General features: G+C 42.5%; 16 protein-coding genes and 3 pseudogenes. 6 read left to right on the forward strand and 13 right to left on the reverse strand.

Annotated features, from left to right (window positions below; all coding sequences use genetic code 11):
• Positions 1-39 precede the first annotated feature (39 nt).
• The 3 genes and pseudogenes from HWQ58_RS08845 to HWQ58_RS08855 all read right to left on the reverse strand — a co-directional run.
• On the reverse strand, positions 40-186 hold the full coding sequence (locus tag HWQ58_RS08845; RefSeq protein ID WP_292860567.1) for a hypothetical protein: 147 nt from the start codon (positions 184-186) through the stop codon (positions 40-42).
• Positions 187-417: 231 nt separating this feature from the next.
• Positions 418-543, reverse strand: a complete 126-nt coding sequence (locus tag HWQ58_RS38395; RefSeq protein ID WP_366837612.1) for a hypothetical protein — start codon at positions 541-543, stop codon at positions 418-420.
• Positions 544-572: 29 nt separating this feature from the next.
• Positions 573-725: pseudogene (locus HWQ58_RS08855) on the reverse strand (sigma factor-like helix-turn-helix DNA-binding protein); the annotation flags it as partial.
• Between the two features lie 198 nt (positions 726-923).
• Here HWQ58_RS08855 and HWQ58_RS08860 point away from each other — a divergent pair.
• The 4 genes from HWQ58_RS08860 (at position 924) to HWQ58_RS08875 (ending at position 6,800) form a co-directional block, all read left to right on the forward strand.
• Positions 924-1,364, forward strand: coding sequence for a hypothetical protein (locus HWQ58_RS08860; RefSeq protein ID WP_292860536.1), 441 nt, complete (start codon positions 924-926; stop codon positions 1,362-1,364).
• Positions 1,365-1,458: 94 nt separating this feature from the next.
• A complete protein-coding gene (locus tag HWQ58_RS08865) occupies positions 1,459-1,722 on the forward strand; it encodes a hypothetical protein (RefSeq protein ID WP_292860538.1) in 264 nt (87 codons plus the stop codon).
• A gap of 212 nt (positions 1,723-1,934) precedes the next feature.
• On the forward strand, positions 1,935-6,209 hold the full coding sequence (locus HWQ58_RS08870) for a strawberry notch family protein (protein WP_292860540.1): 4,275 nt from the start codon (positions 1,935-1,937) through the stop codon (positions 6,207-6,209).
• Between the two features lie 222 nt (positions 6,210-6,431).
• A complete protein-coding gene (locus HWQ58_RS08875; RefSeq protein ID WP_292860542.1) occupies positions 6,432-6,800 on the forward strand; it encodes a VOC family protein in 369 nt (122 codons plus the stop codon).
• Between the two features lie 142 nt (positions 6,801-6,942).
• Here the strand turns inward: HWQ58_RS08875 and HWQ58_RS08880 are convergent, their stop codons facing one another.
• The 7 genes and pseudogenes from HWQ58_RS08880 to HWQ58_RS08905 form a co-directional block, all read right to left on the reverse strand.
• Entirely contained in the window at positions 6,943-7,893 is a 951-nt protein-coding gene (locus HWQ58_RS08880; RefSeq protein ID WP_292860544.1) for an RpoD/SigA family RNA polymerase sigma factor, read from the reverse strand.
• Positions 7,894-7,984: 91 nt separating this feature from the next.
• Positions 7,985-9,148 (reverse strand): annotated as a pseudogene (locus HWQ58_RS08885) (AAA family ATPase); the annotation flags it as partial.
• Between the two features lie 530 nt (positions 9,149-9,678).
• A pseudogene (locus HWQ58_RS08890) lies at positions 9,679-10,767 on the reverse strand (helix-hairpin-helix domain-containing protein); the annotation flags it as partial.
• Between the two features lie 173 nt (positions 10,768-10,940).
• Complete coding sequence (locus HWQ58_RS08895) at positions 10,941-11,870, reverse strand: ParB/RepB/Spo0J family partition protein (RefSeq protein WP_292860546.1); 930 nt, start codon at positions 11,868-11,870, stop codon at positions 10,941-10,943.
• Positions 11,867-12,622 (reverse strand): ParA family protein, encoded by a 756-nt coding sequence (locus tag HWQ58_RS08900; RefSeq protein WP_292860549.1) that lies wholly within the window; start codon positions 12,620-12,622, stop codon positions 11,867-11,869. The genes HWQ58_RS08895 and HWQ58_RS08900 overlap by 4 nt, the downstream gene beginning before the upstream one ends.
• Before the next feature lie 207 nt (positions 12,623-12,829).
• Positions 12,830-12,994, reverse strand: coding sequence for a sigma factor-like helix-turn-helix DNA-binding protein (locus HWQ58_RS38400; protein ID WP_190965422.1), 165 nt, complete (start codon positions 12,992-12,994; stop codon positions 12,830-12,832).
• 150 nt (positions 12,995-13,144) lie between these two features.
• Entirely contained in the window at positions 13,145-13,405 is a 261-nt protein-coding gene (locus tag HWQ58_RS08905; RefSeq protein WP_292860552.1) for a hypothetical protein, read from the reverse strand.
• Positions 13,406-14,002: 597 nt separating this feature from the next.
• Between HWQ58_RS08905 and HWQ58_RS08910 the strand changes: the two genes are divergently transcribed.
• Both HWQ58_RS08910 and HWQ58_RS08915 read left to right on the forward strand, forming a co-directional pair.
• Positions 14,003-14,962: a ParM/StbA family protein gene (locus tag HWQ58_RS08910; protein WP_292860555.1), complete on the forward strand. Its 960-nt coding sequence runs from the start codon at positions 14,003-14,005 to the stop codon at positions 14,960-14,962.
• A 10-nt stretch (positions 14,963-14,972) separates the two neighbouring features.
• On the forward strand, positions 14,973-15,263 hold the full coding sequence (locus tag HWQ58_RS08915; RefSeq protein ID WP_292860558.1) for a hypothetical protein: 291 nt from the start codon (positions 14,973-14,975) through the stop codon (positions 15,261-15,263).
• Here the strand turns inward: HWQ58_RS08915 and HWQ58_RS08920 are convergent.
• From HWQ58_RS08920 to HWQ58_RS08930, 3 genes are all read right to left on the reverse strand, one after another.
• Positions 15,241-15,450 carry a hypothetical protein gene (locus HWQ58_RS08920; RefSeq protein ID WP_292860561.1) on the reverse strand — a complete coding sequence of 70 codons (210 nt, stop codon included), beginning with the start codon at positions 15,448-15,450 and terminating at the stop codon, positions 15,241-15,243. The two genes, HWQ58_RS08915 and HWQ58_RS08920, sit on opposite strands and share 23 nt — an antisense overlap.
• A gap of 48 nt (positions 15,451-15,498) precedes the next feature.
• Positions 15,499-17,091, reverse strand: a complete 1,593-nt coding sequence (locus tag HWQ58_RS08925) for an alkaline phosphatase D family protein (RefSeq protein WP_292860563.1) — start codon at positions 17,089-17,091, stop codon at positions 15,499-15,501.
• 484 nt (positions 17,092-17,575) lie between these two features.
• Positions 17,576-18,613 (reverse strand): hypothetical protein, encoded by a 1,038-nt coding sequence (locus tag HWQ58_RS08930; protein ID WP_292860565.1) that lies wholly within the window; start codon positions 18,611-18,613, stop codon positions 17,576-17,578.
• Between the last annotated feature and the right edge of the window lie 195 nt (positions 18,614-18,808).

An 18,808-nucleotide genomic window follows, 5' to 3' on the forward strand; every position in this document is an offset into this window, starting at 1 on the left:
CTTCTCGCTGTGCTTGAGTCTCAAGCTCTTAAATACTAATTAGATAGTCAGGGGTCTAACCCCAAAAGTTTCTCGTTGTGTGGGTTGTTCACATTGCTTACACACAAAGTTAAAAACGCGAGTATGAATTTCCCGTTTGTGCGCTCTGACGGTGTACTCTCGGACATCAATAGTTTTGCTGGGCATTGGCTAATAAAATGGCCTTACTTCTTAATAATAGTTTTTCGTCAAATTTATGAAAGGTGTATTATCCCTAAAAGAGTGATAATTGCCCAGGTGAAATATTGCCTCGTCTGAATCGGTGGTAATGAAGATGGCAGCCACTGCACAACGGGGCAAGGTTCTCTCTTCGGTTATCAGACGGATCGAAATTGTAGTGATGTACCTGAAGGTTATAAACCCGACGCTGACTCAAAGTTAATTCTGGTGGCTTTTCACCTGGGCGTAGACAAGGGCGTTCGCAACGAGAGCAACGCCAATCAGAAGAATCTTTACAGCAGTAGCAATTTGTTTCCAATCAGGAGAGTAGCGAGTTCGACTCATATTTTATTTGAGGGTAGAACGAAATCATTCTAATTAAGATACTCCTTAATATCACTTTTTTGACGACGAAGAATAGAAAGTGCTTTATGTTCAAGCTGGCGAATTCGTTCTCGGCTTAAGTTAAGGCGTTCTCCGATCTGAGTTAAGCTCAGTTGATGGTCATTTTCTAGCCCGAAATGTAGAGTTAGTACTTCTCAGTGTATTGGGGCTAAGGATGCTAGCAACTCTTTAATATTCTGGCGCTACGCTAAATTTTGAGTGAAGTCCTCTCTTGAAAAGAGGAACTGTTCAAGTTCGCTTCACATTTGAACAAGGCTTAAAAACGCTTTGCGTAAATCAATTGGAAATTACAAATACTTAGTTGAGGAATAATCATGGATATGCAATCCCTACTAACCTTGGCAATCGTAGTCATCTTTTGGGCATTCGTTACTCTTATTATATTCCAGTTCATTAGCGGACTATTTGTATCGGCTGCTTACGCTAGTAATGTGGTTTCGGTTAGCAATGGAAATATAGCCGCTTCTAAAATCCCATCAGTATCAGAAATAATCACACCACAAATTCAGACTTTTGAGAAATTGCCAGATCCTTGGATGTTAGAGGATGAAGTTGTTCATTATACAAGTAATGAAGCAGTTGTTCTCTCATTCCCTACATTGAGATTACTGCCTCCAGTTAAAGAAATTTCACCACAACCAAAACGTACTACTCGTTTAAACAAAACTAATAATGTTGCCAACAAGTCACCGAAAACTAAAAAGGCTAATGTAAATTCTTCAGGCAAGTGCAAGCCAGGCAGACCGTGTAAAACTGCATAAAAGTTACTCAACTATAACCTCCGATTGATCAACGGAGGTTAAACTTATTTACTGAAAAATAGTGAACGCGACATATTGTTGTTTATCATCTGCTTTGAATCATATCCCAAGCAATCACTCCCTACTCGAAGCAGCAAGATTTGAATTAGGAATTGCTGTTGGTTGTGCCAAAGAGTATGAGAAAACTTGGCACTCTATTATCTGGATTCAGTCTAACGTTCGAACTAAAAGGAGAGTGCGTGAACAATTAAATCATCTGGCATTTGACTGCTATACACACTTTTTAAAAGCTGTTGATTACCTCAATCAATACGCAGACTTAATGGACGAGCAAAGTAATCAACCTCTTAAGTGGTGAAGCAGCGCGGTCTTGGGGGTTTCCCCCATGAGCGACTGCTGAACCCGAAGGGTGGTTTGAAGTGAATTGCAGTTTAAATCTGGCTTACATCTCAATCAATCGAGAAAATAAACGGGAAATTTCAACAAGGCAACTGTGCCTGTTTGATAGCTAACAAAGCTCACATGTTAGCTTCGCTTTTTCAAGAGTGAAAATTAAAATTATATAGTCCAATGGTACAGCAACTTTTCACTCAAGGTTCTTTATTCGATTTGCAAACAGTAATCGATTATGGGCAGTCAGTTATTAATGTTGCCCAAGAGCTTGCAAAAGTTTTAATAGATAATCGCCCTCTCTCTACAAAAACTGTTCAAGCTCAGATGAATCGCTATTTTCTAGGCAGTGCTGCGTCCGGTGCGTGGCAGTGGAAAGACGCTTACGAAGCAGTGGAAGTAGCGCAAATCTTATATCTGCGTCATCTGGGAATTAGGATTTTATCACAACAACCTCAAGTGGTTGTGCAACAATTAGAAGAATTAACAGCCCTCTGCCCAACCCAAACACGGCGTAGTGAAGAGTCAGTACAGCTTCAGCAATTCTCCACCCCTCTGCCGCTTGCTTATCTGGTAGCCAAAGCAGGATTTATACAAGCTACTGATTTGGTGCTGGAGCCAAGTGCCGGAACTGGTCTATTGGCACAAATGGCTAAACTACAAGGCGCAAGTCTGATGCTCAACGAGCTTGCACCCGATAGATCGAAGATTCTGCGACGGTTATTCCCTGGCACACCATTATTCTCAGTAAACGCGGAACAGATTAACGACTATCTGGTTGGCAAGACTCAGCCCTCAGTTGTGCTGATGAATCCACCTTTCTGTGCATCTCCCAAAATCAACAGTCGCAATAGAGACGCGACAAAGAGGCATATCAACTCGGCATTGCAAAGACTGGCTGACGGTGGACGGCTGGTAACAATCACAGCTAATTGGTTCTCTCCCAATAATCCTACTTGGCGAGAGACTTTTGTTAAGTGGCAGGATTTTGCACGAGTTTTAATGTCGGTCGGGGTTAACGGCAAGGTGTACTCAAAACATGGTACACAAATCGACACCAGAATCACAGTAATTGATAAAGTCCCGGCTGATAATCACAGGCAAATCCCCTGTATTTCCGAAACCTTGGACTTGCCCGAACTGCTGGTGTTGATTGAGCAGTTGCCACAGCGATCTCCGTGGGAACGCTCAGAAAAAGTCAAAGCTGCTGCGAAGGCAAAAGTTGTTCAATTGCCAAAACGTACTACAGTTACACAACCAGAAACAGTTTCCTTTCTTCCAGACGATGTAGTAGTGTTGGAATATGAAGTTGTCGAATGGTCTGCTACAGAAGGACTTAAAGATACTTTATATGAAACCTATCGTCCACAACGAATCCGAATCAAGGACGCTTTACCTCATCCCTCGCTGCTTTGCGAAAGTGCAGCCCTAGCACTTGTCTCGCCACCAGCACCAACTTATAAACCGCATCTTCCTAGCAACATTATCACACAAGGCTTGTTGTCAGAGGCACAACTTGAAAGCGTCATCTACGCTGGTTTTGCCCACTGTGAATTTTTGTCTGGGTCTTATATTGTCGATGATTCTTGGGATAATGTGACTGTAGCGGCTCAAGGCGAAGAAAATGCTGTTAGATTTCGCCGTGGCTGGTTCCTTGGTGATGGGACGGGAGCGGGGAAAGGAAGACAGTGTGCAGGAATCATTCTCGACAACTGGTGTCAGGGGCGGCAAAAAGCCATTTGGGTATCTAAAAGTTCTGCGTTAATTGAAGATGCCCGTAGAGACTGGTGTGCTTTAGGAGGTGATGCAAAGGACATTATCGACCTCTCAAATATCAAACTTGGCGACCCCATCCCTTTCACCCAAGGTATTCTGTTCTGCACGTACTCAACTCTACGTTCTCAAAAGAACGGTAAAAGCCGGCTCAAGCAAATTATTGACTGGGCAGGTAAGTACTTTGAGGGAGCGATCGCCTATGACGAGTGCCACAGTATGGGCAATGCAATGGCTATTGAGGGTAAACTCGGTATGGTTGCAGCATCCCAGCAAGGCATTGTTGGGCTGAGGTTGCAAAACGCATTACCGCAGGCACGGGTTGTCTATGTTTCTGCGACTGGAGCAACGAAGGTTTCTAACCTATCTTATGTAAATCGTCTGGGGCTTTGGCAGACTGGAGATTTCCCGTTTACCTCCCGTGAGGATTTTGTGGAATCCATTGAGGGCGGTGGTATCGCCGCGATGGAAGTCGTAGCCAGGGATCTCAAGGCTTTGGGACTGTATCTGGCGCGGAGTCTCTCGTTTGAGGGCGTAGAGTATCAGACGCTCGAAATTGAGTTAACGCCGACGCAGGAACGGAGTTATAACAGCTATTCCGATGCTTTTCAGGTTATTCATAATAATTTAGAGAAAGCGTTAGAAGCTTGCAATATAACTGGCGCAAAAACGTACAATCGTGCTGCTAAGATGTCTGCTAAGTCGCAGTTTGAAAGCCATAAACAGAGGTTCTTCAATCATCTGCTGACCGGGATGAAATGCCCTACCCTAATCAAAGCGATTGAGCAGGATCTTGCTGCTCAAAATGCAGTTGTTGTTCAGATCGTCTCGACTAATGAAGAATTGCTTAAGCGACGACTTGATGAAGTTCCTGCTTCGGAATGGAAGGATCTCAATCTTGACTTAACCCCACGGGAATATGTCATGGACTATCTGATGAGTGCATTTCCCATTCATCTCCATTCCATCCATTCTGGCGTTGATGGAGAAGAAAGATCCGAGCCAGTCTTTGATGCCGATGGCTCTCCAGTTATTTCGCAAGAAGCTGTAGCCTTGAGAGATGCGTTAGTCGATAAGTTAGCAAGCCTTGATCCCATCCCCGGCGCATTAGAACAATTGCTGTGGCACTTCGGTAACAAGCAAGTTGCTGAAGTAACTGGTCGCAGTAAACGAGTTCTCAAGGATGATTCCGGGCGTTTGTTTGTTGATTTACGTGGTTCCGGCGCTAACATTGCTGAAACTGCTGCGTTTATGCAGGGTGACAAACAAATCCTCATCTTCAGTGACGCTGGCGGGACAGGCAGAAGTTATCATGCCGATTTAAACGCAGTCAACCGTAGACGGCGATCGCATTATTTGTTAGAAGCCGGCTGGAAAGCGGATAACGCAATTCAGGGGTTGGGGAGGTCACACCGGACTAACCAAGCATCAGCACCCGTGTTCAGACCAGTCACGACGAATGTGCGCGGTGAACGCAGGTTTATCTCGACCATCGCGCGGAGATTAGATAGTCTCGGCGCACTCACCAGAGGGCAGAGACAAACTGGTGGTAATGGCATCTTTGATACTAAGGATAATCTGGAGTCGAACTATGCAGAGTACGCACTATACGAGTTGTTTAAGCAGATTTTCCAAGGTCGATTTTATGAAGTTCCGCTAGGGACTTTTGAGCAAATGACAGGACTCTCGCTCACTTCCCACGAAGGGGGCATGAAAATCGATCTTCCACCCCTGCGTCAATTCCTCAACCGACTACTGGCTCTACGAATTGATATGCAAAACATCATTTTCGAGCGTTTTGAATTGTTGCTAAGTCAGCAGATTGAAACAGCGATCGCGGCAGGGGTCTATGAGATGGGTGTAGAGACACTCCGGGCTGAACGTTTTACCATCGAAAGCCAGGAAGCAGTTTATACACACCCTGCAACAAATAGCACAACCAACTACTTGAAAGTGGAACGCACCCAAAAGAACAACATTAGAACGGCTATTGAGATGTTGGAATTTGCTACTCAATATCAAGGAAAGCTCATGATCAACTCCAAGTCAGGCAATGCTGCTGTGTCAATTCCAACTCACAGTCTATTCGACTCTGAGGGTGGAGTTGTCCCAAGAGTTTTGCTGATTCGCCCACAGAAAGAAACTCGCGTACCAGTTCAAGACTTGGAATCTTCCACTTGGCAGCAAGTTTCTATTGATGCATTTGCTGCTGCTTGGTCTATTGAAGTAGACGCGCTGCCCAAGTTCACTACCGATTACCTGCATTTGGTAACTGGTATTCTCCTACCCATCTGGAAAATACTACCACAGCAGAATAGTCGAGTATTCCGGTTGCAAACCAGCGATGGACAAAAGATTCTCGGTCGGGTGGTGAATGCTCACGACATTCAAACCGTGCGCGAACAAATTGGACTAAGAAATCAGGTGCTTTCTCCAGAAGAACTGGTTTCGCTGGTACTGAACGAGAGATATACACAGCAACTACCAGGAGGAATTACGCTGCGGCGGTCTTTCGTTGCTAATGAACCTCGCATAGAACTGGTTAATGCTATCTCACTGGCAGAGCGACTCTTAGCTGTGGGTTGCTTCACAGAGATCATCAACTGGCAAAAGCGCCTATTCATTCCGGTTTCAGACAAAGCCCCAGCTATTCTCGCGGCTGTGATTGAAATCTTCGGATAAGTCAAAAGCTGATGTATCTAATAAATACATCAGCTTATTTTTCGCTCAAACACGAGTGTGATTTTATTGTACGAAATGAAGGTAATTATACGTAATAGCTCTGACGTGGAATACCTAGAATGTAGAAAAATGAAGAGTCACAATAGCAGTGACGAGCGTATGCTTTGGCAAGTAGGATAGATTTTGGGGTGTTTCACCAGATAAGGAGAAACTGAGCAGTATATGTTTAAGGGCGTTCAAGCTATATTTTTTTTCGTAGATGATGTTGTTGCAGCTGCTCAATGGTATGGCGAGCTTTTAAATATACCAATGAATTACTTTTATGTAGAAAATGAAATACAGGGAGCATTGATTGATGTTGGCAGCGTTGAAATGTTTTTCCATCTGGCAGATGAAAAAATGCGTCCGGGGAACGCAGGTCAAGTAGCGTATTGGCGTGTAGACAACTTTGAGCAAGCATTAGATTATGCCCAAAAGCATGGTGCAAGGCTTTATCGAGGCCCTTTGGTAATTAAGGGACAGCAAGCAATTTGTCAAATGTGGGACCCATTTGGAAATCTTTTTGGTATGCAGGGTAAAACCTGGGTCTAAGACAGGTGAAAGAACTTAACAAAAGGTCAAGTAAGAAAAATCGGTGCTACAAACTTATTAGCTGATGCTAATACGGTGAGCAAAGCTCACGCCAAACTTTTTGGTCTACTGAAATTTGTACAACTTATTTTTACATGATGGTTTAATCAAATAAATACTCTTGTATGTCGTTTTGTCGATGGCGGAGAATGCTTATAGCTTTGACCTGGATTTGACGAATCCTTTCTCGGCTAAGGTTTAGCTGTTGGCCAATCTGAGCGAGATTGAAATGCTGATCATTCTCTAGCCCAAAGTTTAAAGTCAACACTTGACGCTGTATAGGTGTCAATGGTTCTAAGAATTTAGCTACATCTTGCGATAGAAGTTCTTGGGTAAGGAGTTTTTCTGGTGAAGCGGCATCGCTGGCTAAAATTTCGCCCAATTCTGTCTCTTTTTCATCTCCGACTTGTTTATTTAAAGAAATAGCTGTGCGAGAAGCCGTGAGATATTCTCGAAGCTTATCTTTACTGAGGTTTAATGCTGATGCTATTTCTTCAACAGTGGCATGACGACCGAGTTTTTGAAAGCTTTCTCGCTGTACTTTCTTAATTTTGGTAAGTATTTCAGTGAGATGAACAGGCAATCTAATAGTGCGCGATTGTTCTGCTATAGCGCGTGTAATCTCCTGACGAATCCACCAGTAGACGTAGGTTGATAGCTTATACCCCCGGTTGGGATCAAATTTTTCTATACCCCTTTGTAACCCGATTGCTCCTTCTTGGATCAAATCTAAAAATTCCAAATTGCGGTTCTGGTATTTCTTGGCAACAGAAACCACTAGTCGCAGGTTAGCTGTCACCATTTTTTGTTTAGCTTTTTGACCAAGGTGTAGTGCTGCTCGGATTTGTGCTTCGGTTTTTTCAACAGCGTTGGCTAATTCTGTCATTGTTGGTTCACGGTCTAGCTGTTGAGTGAGTTGATTTTTAGATTGCTCAATGGCAATCATCTGTTGTACCTGCCTAGCATAAGCAATCTCTTCGTCTGGTTTTAATAAAGGATACTGACCAATTTCTTGCAAATAGATGCGAACCATATCGGAACTGAGGCTGGACATACAAACTCAACGCTTTTTTGAAAACTAGGGGATTCAAAAGTATAAATCAAATAGCTCAATAAAGTTTTCTATTTTGAAGAACCAAAACATCTCACCAATTCAGTCCTGCCTGAAGTAACCTCTGCTGTAACCTTGTGTACCGCCGTTGGTCATCAGTAGAGCGCACCGCCAGAGATATCGCTTTTTTTGCGCCAACCACGATCGCTAACTTCTTGGCACGGGTCAGCCCAGTGTAAAACAGGTTCCGAGTCAACATCATATAATGCTGCATATAGATTGGCAGAACTATCACCGGATATTCTGAGCCTTGGCTTTTATGAATAGAAATGCTCCAGGCAAGGGCAATTTCATTCAGGTCAGCGTAATCGTAAACCACAGTCCGCTCACCATACAGTACTGTAACTTCCTGCTCGACAGTATCAATAGTGAGGATTATTCCCAAGTCGCCGTTGAAAACTTCGCGGTTGTAGTCGTTGGTTAGCTGGATGATGCGATCGCCCTCGCGTAACAAATTCCCACCTCTATTAATCTCCACCTTGCTGGGGCTGGGTGGGTTGATCAACTGCTGCAAGACTGTGTTCAGGTTACGAGTCCCGATTACTCCCCGTGTCATCGGGCAAAGCACTTGGACATCAGTAGCAGGATTAAAACCTAAGCCGGGGAGCAAGTCTGTAATCAATTCGCAGATTGCTTGCACTCCATGTTCAGGCTGATGACCTCCGCCGTGCCAAATACAATCAGACACAGGATTATCAGAAATTGGCTCGATTGTTGGGTACTGGCCCCGGTTGATTTGGTGAGCAGCAGTGATAATTGCACAAGTTTTAGCTTGGCGAAATACCTGAGTTAACCGCACTACTGGCACGCAACCAGAATTAATCAAATCAGCTAGTATTTGACCTGGGCCCACAGATGGTAACTGGTCAATGTCACCCACCAACAACAGTAAAGCGCCAGCTAGTACTGCTTTAACTAAGGAGTAAGCCAGAAACAAATCAAGCATCGATGCTTCGTCAGCGATAATTGCCGTGTGGGGCAAAGGATTTTCGCTATCGCGCTTGAAACCCCTTGAGCGCGGGTCGAATTCTAACAAGCGATGAATTGTCTTTGCCTCCAGCCCAGTCATTTCACCTAAGCGTTGAGCAGCCCGTCCAGTGGGTGCAGCTAGAGCAATAGATTTACCCATTGCTTTCCACAGGCTGACAATCGTGTGAGTTGTGAAGGTTTTTCCAACGCCAGGGCCACCAGTGAGGATTTTTTCTAAGGTTTTAAGTTTTTTTTGAGATTTTTCAGAAAAATATGAGATACTGAGGTTCTATTTGTCATAATATTAACTTAGGATTATCCATCCAATTAATTGAAGAAAGAGACAAAGAGACAAGGGGACAAGGGGACAAGGGGAGAAATCAGATGGGGATTCAAACCCCACCTGAAACATAGTCCACCAAAAAGTGGTGTTCTTGTCTTAAACCCTTGGGCGTTGCCGCCTGACTTTTGAATTGGAGAGACAATTCCCCTTGTCTCCCTATCCCCTTGTCCTCTTCGATAAAACAAGGCAGCAATTCTCATAGTAAAAATTGCTGCCAACTGTAGTTTATAACAAGACATAGCCAATTCCAATGGAGTCGGCCCATACCCTACTTCTCCTTTAAACATAAGGGAGATAAATATTCAGAAACTTGTATTACTCAACTATAGCTTAATCAAATCAAGTTAAAATTTAAAATTTGTGTCAAAACATGAATATATCTGGTTTACCAGATGTCAAAAAACCCTAGATGATGCCAGTATCATGATTTTGGAGTAGGCTGCTGTTTCTACAGCTTGGCGTTGCTGTTGTGAAAGCTGAATTTTCCGGCTGGCTGTAAAGCGGTCAATCCAATCACGCACACGCTCAATGTCATTGCCAACAGGATTTTCCAAGCGTTGGCGTATCAATTGAGCTAAATTCTGTTCCGTATGAAAGTAAGTCGGCTTATAGCAAAGTAGCCTTTTTTCTTCATCCCGCTCTCTAATCAGCTCGTCTGCCAGAGCCATATCTTTAATAATGATCGCAACCCCTTCTTCTGTGGGCTGATGAGATTCGGTAGTCAGTAGTTTGATTACCGACTCAATCAGTTCGCTTTGTGGCAGGTAACAGTGACCATCTTCGGCGGCAACACTTAGACAGTGGATAATTCCCGCACGGTAACGAAATTCTGAGTCAGGCGCAATTCCGATATTTCTCGCAATCTTGTCAGCAGTCAGAAAGCCAATACCGTAGATGTCGGCTGCTAGCTGGTAGGGGTTTTTGGTAACAGTGGCAATTACTTCATCCTTATACTGCTTGTAAATCTTCACAGCATAAGTGGTAGAAACACCATGCCCCTGGAGAAATACCATCACTTCTTTGATGGCCTTTTGAGTTGACCAGGCGTTTTTAATAAGAGTGATCCGCTTTTTGGCAATACCCTGGACTTCAATCAGTCGTTCAATCTGGTTTTCGATAATGTCCAAGGTTTCTAGCCCGAAGTGGGCAACAATCCGTCTTGCTGTGACTGGGCCAACACCTTTTATGAGTCCACTACCCAAGTATTTTTCAATTCCGGTAAGCGTTGCTGGTTTGGTTTCTTTGTAATTAACTACCTGGAACTGGGGGCCAAACTGAGGATGGTCACACCAGAAACCAGTTAGCTGTAGAGTTTGACCTGGCTGAATATTAGCAAAGCTGCCGACAATTGTTGTGAGTTCAGTGCTACGTGGACGAGTCAGCCTTGCCACTGTGTAACCCGATTCAGCAGAGTAAAAAGTTAAACGTTCTACGACTCCAGTGATTGTTTCGTGTTGAGGAAAGGCACTTACTTGTTGAGGGGAAAGATTAGGGGGAGTGGACATTGCTTATCATCAGATGCCGCACATCATTTATATAATACTGGAATTCAGTCAATTGTAGTACATAAATACTAAGATACACGCCCAGTATTAGTGTCATCGAAAACTCATTTTTAAAGAATACCTCCGTCAGGAGTAGATAGTTGAAAGAGTGAATATCGGTTATGCTTTGCTACCTATTCTTCTGCAAGAAGTTTTTCTATTTCTGCGAGGAGCTTGTCAAACTTCTGTGTTTTTTTAGAGTCATCCCATACTTTAGTCTTTTTGGCTTTTGCAGATATAGCCTTGAGACGGCTTTGATATAATGCACTTTTTTCAGACGTTGTTTTAGTAACGGCTGTATTTATACTGTTAATACGCTCCTTAATTTGATTCAAAGATAACTTTTCAGTAATTGCTACTGTTAACAGTTCTTCCCTCTGGCTATCGTCTTTAATTCGGGCTATTTCTCTTGCTTTTGTATATTCTATTTTTCCTTGGCGAAGATATTCCAAAATATCTTTTGGAAGATTGAGTAATGGTAAGCGATTAGTACGAAAACTGTTAGGAGTAAATTTTCCTATGATGTTAAAAACATCTAAAACTACCTTCCACTCATCACTGTGAATAACGTTATTCGCCGACTCCCGCTCAGGGTGAGAGACTACGTGAAACACTGAGATGACTGCTTCTCTTGACTGATTAAGTTTTAAGGATAACAAGTCTAAAATTCCTTCTGTTTCTTCAAGAGGGTTTAAATCCTCTCGTTGGATATTTTCCACAAGAGCGATTTCAAAAGTTTCTTCGTCGGAAAAATCCTTTATGATAACTGGAACTGTTTCCAACTTAGCTTCTTTGGCAGCGCGATAACGTCGTTCACCTGCAACGAGTTCATATTGATTTTGCCCCTTGGGACGAACAAGAAGTGGTTGTAACACCCCTTTTTGTCTAATTGATGCTGTGAGTGCTTCCATTGCCTCAAGATCAAAGTAGCGTCTAGGTTGTTTTGAGGGGAGATGAATAGCTGATAATAAAACTGATTCTAGCGGTGTTTCATTTTTTTGTAAAAATAGTAAATCAACACCCTTGACTTTATAGGCAGGCTCAGAGCTTTTCTTATTAGTCATTGTAAGGTATCCAGACTTTTAGCAATTTTTTCTAAAACTTTTACTGTTGGATGGCTTGAACTATAAAGTGCCAAAGGCATGTGTTTTTCAGAGGCATCCGCAAAAGCTATAGCAATAGGAATAGTTTCGTAAACAGGGATTTGCGCTCCTAATTGACGGACGGAATCAAGGCTTCTATTACCTTGTGCGGTGCGGCCATCATACATAGTAGGAATGATACCAGCAACCTTAAGCTGTTGGTTTGCTCCCCTTTGAACACGAGCAAGTGTTTGAAATAGTAGCTCTGTTCCTCGAAGTGCTTTGTTATGTGTCTGAATGGGAATCAGGACATGAGTAGCTGCAACTAAGCTAATATAGCTTAATATTCCTAGACTAGGTGGACAGTCTATCAAAATAAAGTCATAGTTATTTACTACTGGTTCTAAGGCTTGCTTCAGCTTAAAATCTCGCATATCAGCCATAACCAGTTCCAGTTCAGCACCACTCAAGTCAATATTGGATGGTGCAAGATCCATACCGTGAATGTTTTTGCTGATAGGTAAGGCATCACCATCGACAACTGCATTGTAAACTGTATCCTCTAACTCTGATGCCTCTAGACCCATGAACATCGTCAATGACCCTTGTGGGTCCATATCAACAAGTAATACTTTATTATTTCGTTGTGCTAAATGATAACCAAGATTCATCGTAAGAGTGCTTTTTCCTACACCTCCGGCTTGGTTAAACAGTGCCAGAATTCTTCGAGTCATAGTTCTTACTGATAATAAACAGTGATTTCCTGATAGACCCTGAGATTTATATAAGGGACTATCAGAAGCGAATAACGTTATTCGCCATTAGTATTTTTATTTTTAAATAAGTGAAATCAAGGAAATCGGCTTCAGTATTGTTCTCCTTGCTAGACGTTAATTTTAACGAAGAGTATATTTAGAGTCATAGTACATCTTAAGTGTTGACTATAAATAAGAAAATTTCATTCTTTGTCCATGAGCAGAACGCACCTTGTTATGACTGAGATTAAGTTTTTGTGCAACCTGTTTTGCAGTTAGCTTCCCTTCACCCTCCAATCCAAACTGTAACATTAAGACTTGACGCTGATTTAGCTTCAAGTCAGCTAACAAATTTTCTAAATCTGACCGAAAACATTTTCTTTGTCAACGTACTCTTGAGCCGAAATTCTTTCGTCGGGTAATATTTCTTGCAGTTGAGTTTCTAGCTCTTCGCCAATTCCTAACTCTAAAGAAACTAGTGGACGAAATGCGTTTAGGCATTCACTTTCTTTGTTTAGGGGATGCGTTAACAGCCGTACTAATTTCTGTAATTGTGGGCTTTCGTCCTAAACATACAAACAGTTCTGTGTGTGCTTTTTTGATTTGGAGCAATCTTTGAGTCATTTCCTGGGGCAGGCGAATTGTACGCGATTGGTCTGCAATTGCTGCTGTAGTTGCCTGCCGAATCTGCCAGTATGCACAAGTCGAGAATTTATAGCCGCTATTTGGGTCAAACTCCTCTACAGCATGAAAGTAAACCAATAGCCCCTTGTTGAATCAAATCCAGAAATTATATCTGGCTCCAACGATATTTTTAGCTACGGCAACCACAAAAATTCGCAATGGGTTTCGCCCATTGCAAATTGGTTTGACCTTACTTCTCTTGCGTAGAAAAGCTCAAGTCTCAAGTAATAGTCTATCGAAGTGATCAATTTTTCGTAGATAAATTTCAAGTAGATCAGAGCTTTGACTAGACATTTTGCAGGGAAATAAATTGGTAACAGAGATATTGACAGTAAAGTATAAATCAAAGAGTCAACGATTATCTAAATTAATTTCTGCTACGTTGATAGAAAAGATTTCAAAAATTCCTATTGGGGGCTATATGGGGGCTATATATACCCCAACATTATCTCAGGACTTTGATGACATTTTGACCCCTATATAGGGTACATATAGGTGCTAGATGGGGTATATTTGACTTTTTGATATTGTGTACCCCACTTAGCCCCCAAGGGGTTATGATAAACTCTTGGTTCTGGATCAAAAAGGAATAGCTATTTTATTCTTCTCTCCCCTGCTCCCCAAAATTATCTGAACGGATAACTTTCACAATTTAAAGTGTATTACTTGGAGCCTATGTCAAACATTCACACCTTACAAAAAATTTTTCCTGCTGGCTTTGATAACGGTTATGGAAGCCTAAAACTTTTAGTCGAAGGATTTGAAGTAGTTCGTGTGCCGAGTTATATTTCCACAGCTGAGATGGAAGATGTTCCAGGGCGTGTAGTTTTTAACGGCACTGCTTACACAGTCGGAGAGTCTGCTTACCGGACAGGGAATTATTTTGACCGCAACACAGACAATAATGAAAATAAAGTCAATAATGCGTTGTTGACTTTATTGGGTGCATTGGCACATCTACCACACCGTAAGGCTTGGCACTTAAAATTAGTCGTTAGCTTACATGATGTTGCTCTAGCTGACGAATTGCAAAAAGTACTAAACGGAGAATATCAGCCAATACTAGCTGGCAAACAATCAGACGTGAAAGTAGAAGTCCTGAAAGTTGTACTAGAGGGTATGGGTGCATTATTTGGGCATCCACTACCAAAAAAATTAACCATTTTAGACTTTGGCAATGGTACGACCCTGTATTCTCGTTACAACCAAGGGAAACGAGAAGTTCATACCGCCTACCCCATTGGTGTAGAAGTTCTCATCGATGATATCTCCCAAAAAATGAAACATTTAAATGGCGGAAAAATCGGAGATCCATCCAAAATCCGATTTTGTCTGGAAATGGGGCATACCAGGTACAGCCGTGACATCGATATTAAAGATATATACAGCGCTTCTTTAAAAGATTGGTATGAAAAATACTTGAAGAAAGTGGTGAATCTGACACTGGATGCCAAGCATCAAGGGGATGAAATCTGGGCGATTGGTGGAGGTTGCCTCTTACCAGGATTTAAGAAGCTGTTGGAGAAAAATGGCTTCAAAATTCTGGACAATCCAGTAGAAGCCAATGTCTCTGGACTTTTAGAGATGGCAAAAACCATCACCAGCAAGAATACAACTACTACATCTCTTAAGTAAAGTTATAACGATGGCAGATAAAAAAGACTTAGCACCGGAAAAAGTTCGCCTCAAAGATAATTACCGAGAGCGCATATTTGCAGAATCGCAAAAACTAGATAAAAGTTACCTGGATACGCTTTACTTTATAGTTGATTGCTATTTTGTTTTCATCAAGGCTGGATTACCTGCACAACGAATAGCTGACACACCGATTAATACTGAGTTAAATCAACCCACGTCTTGGACTCCAACTCCATTTGCACAGGAGAAAGAAGAAGATTCTTCAGGAGAAACATTCAGCCTTGATTTTGATTTGTAACCGCGAAGGTAGAGAATCCTTCTAAGCAGACAACAAGCCCTGCGGGTTCGGCATCGACAAAGGCAAGAATGACATGAGCCGTTTTTCTCTTTGCAAGCTCTACTCTTAGATTTGCTTTAACGTAGTCGGACAGACCTTTACCACCACCCATCGGGTCAAGCGCATACTCATCCATTAATTTAACCATAGCGTCCGCATGAGCAGGTATACTAAGGTCTGCTTCAACATTACACTACTAAACCCGCTTCACTATGCCTTGATTTGGTAGCTCAAATGAGACTGTTGACACGAGCGGAGCATTCGGTTCAGATACCGTAGCCCCAGTCTCAGGAGATGGAGGCAGTAGCCGATAATCGCTACGCCAACGCTGATAATTGAGGTCACAAACAACATAACCGCGTTGCCTGCCATTAAAATATTTGACCCAAGGATTTTCTGGTAAAGCCTGTTCAATTCGGTCACTAGCACCAAAGCTTGAGGTAATTGATGTCCCAACAAACTCAGTAGCGACGGGAGCAGAGTTAGGGTTATTGTAATCAGCCTTCACATCGCTTACCCAACTTGAGTGTGTGTCACCAGAAATGACAACTGGGTTAGCAGGCTTGTGTTGAGTTAGGAACTTGAGGATACGGTTACGAGCAGCTACATAGCCATCCCAAGCATCCATGTTGAAGGCAGTCTCAAGACCTGCTGTCCAGTCATGTTGAGTAAAAACAACCTGTTGAGCAATTATATTCCAGCGTGCCGTAGAGCGATCTAAATTACGAAATAACCACTGCTCTTGTTCGCTACCAGTCATAGTAGCATTTGGATTCAAAGCCTCTGGGCAGCGTGGTTCAATACTGTCATTACAAGGCTGGTTGCTACGGTATTGGCGAGTATCTAAGACGTTAAATTCAACCAAGTCACCAAAGGTTAAACGTCGATACAACTGCATATCAATACCTCTAGGTTTTGAAAAATCCCGCAGTGGCATGTGTTCGTAGTATGCTTGAAAAGCAGCAGCACGACGAACTAAAAAAGCTGCGCGTGATTGTTTTTCTGGGTCTTGAGCAATTTCATCTGCCCAGTTATTGTCAACTTCGTGGTCATCCCAAGTAACTACCCAAGGAAACGCTGCATGGGTCGCTTGCAGGCTGGGGTCAGTCTTGTACTGGGCATGACGGTTGCGATACTCTTCGAGTGTTACTGGCTCTCCATCACCTTCATGAGTTCGGAGTGCGTTCGCTCTCGGCGCTCCCTCGTAAATGTAATCACCGAGGTGAACCACCAAATCTAAATCTTCTTGAGCCAGATGTTTATAGGCGGCAAAGTACCCTTGCTCCCAGTTTTGGCATGAAGCAAAAGCAAAACGGAAGCGATTAACGCGATCGCGGGGGTTAGGAGCAGTACGAGTCCGTCCAATAGGACTAACTTCCTTGCCGACTCTGAAGCGATACCAATACCATCGGGCAGGTTGTAGCCCTTGCACTTCCACATGAACAGAGTGTCCAAATTCTGGAATAGCCATCTGTGTGCCACTATGGACAACTTGCTGCATCTTTTCGTCAGTAGCAATCTGCCACTGCACTGGAATATTATATGGTGGCATTCCCCCACCATTAAGCGGATCTGGTGCTAGGCGTGTCCACAATACTACATTATCTGGCAATGGTTCCCCGGAAGCGACACCTAAGCTAAAGGGATAGTTAGAGAATTTAGGCAGGGCTTGAACTTTGTTCGACCATTGATTTGCAATCACGAAGCCAGTTAAGCTGCCAGCCCCAATTAAAACTTGTCGCCGCTTCAGCCGACTTGATAGCAAGCGGTCTAAGTTTAGTCTCTGCATACATTCTTCTTTTAAAGTTGTACTTCCCTACTAGGTAAAATAACAGTGGAACTTTAATACTTCTTTACAATTAGATTAAGCATTGATTATTTCTTCAGCAAGGTGCCCAATATCCAAATTGTTATCGAGCCTAGCCAATCTCAGTAAAACACTCCCTCGCTCATGCTCGCCTTTCCCAAGATTCCAGATGAGTTTAGAACTATCTCCAATGAGCTTAGTCCAGGATTTATACGCCATGCGGCAAGAAAGCCAGGACACTAACAATGTTTTTGGCTGTTGAGCAGTAAAAAAGGATTTTACTATCTATGTTGAACAACGCTCACTCGAATTGTCTGAACAATTAGCGCTTATTTTTTCAATGATTGTAGAGAATAAGCTGGGAGATGTCAGCAGATAAAATGAGTTGTTAATTATCACTCCTCTCACCAATGCTGTCCCGAAGGAGGTTTGGGTCAAACTCGGGTATTTAGCTGAGTAAGTCAATTTATCCGTGTATTTCTAATTCTTGATTTTCATTTTTCATTATTATTTTGTCAATTTGAGTATTGACATCCTCAAAAGTTTGCAATATCTGTGAAGTTAGTTTATTAGTCTGCACCTGACCAGATTGTAAATTTAAAATTACCTCCCCATTTTTCTGTAAAATAGTTAAATCTTTCTGCTGGGTATTGAAAGCCAAGTCATAAATCTTTCCTTGAACTTGAGTGCCATTTTCATTAGACTTACCCCAGACCATGCCAATCCTTTGAGCAATTTGAGTCAGCCGACTGATGGCTTCAAGCTCAAATGTATCTTTATTCATTACTGTCAACGCTTCGGCTGATAATTGCTCACCAGCTTTAAACCCATTAGCCACTTCTACAATGCGTTTTTTGTAATTTTCCGACTTCCCTAACTTCTCTGCGGCATTATACCAATTTCTCAAATCATCAATAGTAACCGTCGGGAGCTTCTCTACAATTATAGGTTCAGTTTTTGTACTATTACTAATGTCTGGTGTAGAAGGATTAGTGGAGAGTAATGGAGTTATAGATTGGTTAAGTGGAGATTGTGCTGTTTGTTCTGGTGGTTTCAAAAATTGCGGTCGCGTGGCGAGGGAGCTAACGAGTTGCTGATATTCAGTACTTGATTCAATCACGGCCCCAAATTTCTTGGTCATACTCTCCAAAGTTTTAGGAAGAATTGAACTATTAACCAAGTTAAATACTGCTAATCCCTTTTTAGTTTCTTTGAGTACATCCTCTGGTGGGACGGGAGCAAAGTCCACATTTTGGTCAGCTAACCACTTGGTGACAGTATCTACTTTGTGGTTGTCTACTACCAGTTGTGTTAAACCCAGCATTTTATCTTCTGGGGTAGCAAAGAGGAATGTAGGACGTTCTTTAATTTGCTGTAGAATTTTAGCACTACTATCAATCATCTCCTGTTGTTGGCGGTTAACCGATTGAGTCCCAAAAACTTGAAATTCCTTCGTCCACATAGTAGGATATTCAACAGTACTAGGATCAATTTTGGCGCACACTAGTGAAAAATTACTTTGAATAATAGCGGGCGCGGGTGTAAGTTGCCCGCTTTTGAGTAGTCCAAGCTGTCTGAGCGCGTCTTTGTCCTTTTTGAAGTGCAGCACTCCCAAGGGTTCACCATTGAAAAACACAGCATCTCCCCTGACTATCTAATTAGTATTTAAGAGCTTGAGACTCAAGCACAGCGAGAAGTT

It is taken from the genome of Nostoc sp. LPT (genome assembly GCF_017115165.1).
Taxonomy (GTDB): Bacteria; Cyanobacteriota; Cyanobacteriia; order Cyanobacteriales; family Nostocaceae; genus Nostoc.

Excerpts from the sequence above, each read along its gene's own strand:
- HWQ58_RS08845 (WP_292860567.1), bottom strand. The coding sequence starts at position 186 with ATGCCCAGCAAAACTATTGATGTCCGAGAGTACACCGTCAGAGCGCAC.
- HWQ58_RS08895 (WP_292860546.1), bottom strand. The coding sequence starts at position 11,870 with ATGACTAATAAGAAAAGCTCTGAGCCTGCCTATAAAGTCAAGGGTGTT.
- HWQ58_RS08900 (WP_292860549.1), bottom strand. The coding sequence starts at position 12,622 with ATGACTCGAAGAATTCTGGCACTGTTTAACCAAGCCGGAGGTGTAGGA.
- HWQ58_RS08920 (WP_292860561.1), bottom strand. The coding sequence starts at position 15,450 with ATGGTTAAATTAATGGATGAGTATGCGCTTGACCCGATGGGTGGTGGT.
- HWQ58_RS08880 (WP_292860544.1), bottom strand. The coding sequence starts at position 7,893 with ATGTCCAGCCTCAGTTCCGATATGGTTCGCATCTATTTGCAAGAAATT.
- HWQ58_RS08875 (WP_292860542.1), top strand. The coding sequence starts at position 6,432 with ATGTTTAAGGGCGTTCAAGCTATATTTTTTTTCGTAGATGATGTTGTT.
- HWQ58_RS08860 (WP_292860536.1), top strand. The coding sequence starts at position 924 with ATGCAATCCCTACTAACCTTGGCAATCGTAGTCATCTTTTGGGCATTC.
- HWQ58_RS08925 (WP_292860563.1), bottom strand. The coding sequence starts at position 17,091 with ATGCAGAGACTAAACTTAGACCGCTTGCTATCAAGTCGGCTGAAGCGG.
- HWQ58_RS38395 (WP_366837612.1), bottom strand. The coding sequence starts at position 543 with ATGAGTCGAACTCGCTACTCTCCTGATTGGAAACAAATTGCTACTGCT.
- HWQ58_RS08910 (WP_292860555.1), top strand. The coding sequence starts at position 14,003 with ATGTCAAACATTCACACCTTACAAAAAATTTTTCCTGCTGGCTTTGAT.
- HWQ58_RS08915 (WP_292860558.1), top strand. The coding sequence starts at position 14,973 with ATGGCAGATAAAAAAGACTTAGCACCGGAAAAAGTTCGCCTCAAAGAT.
- HWQ58_RS08870 (WP_292860540.1), top strand. The coding sequence starts at position 1,935 with ATGGTACAGCAACTTTTCACTCAAGGTTCTTTATTCGATTTGCAAACA.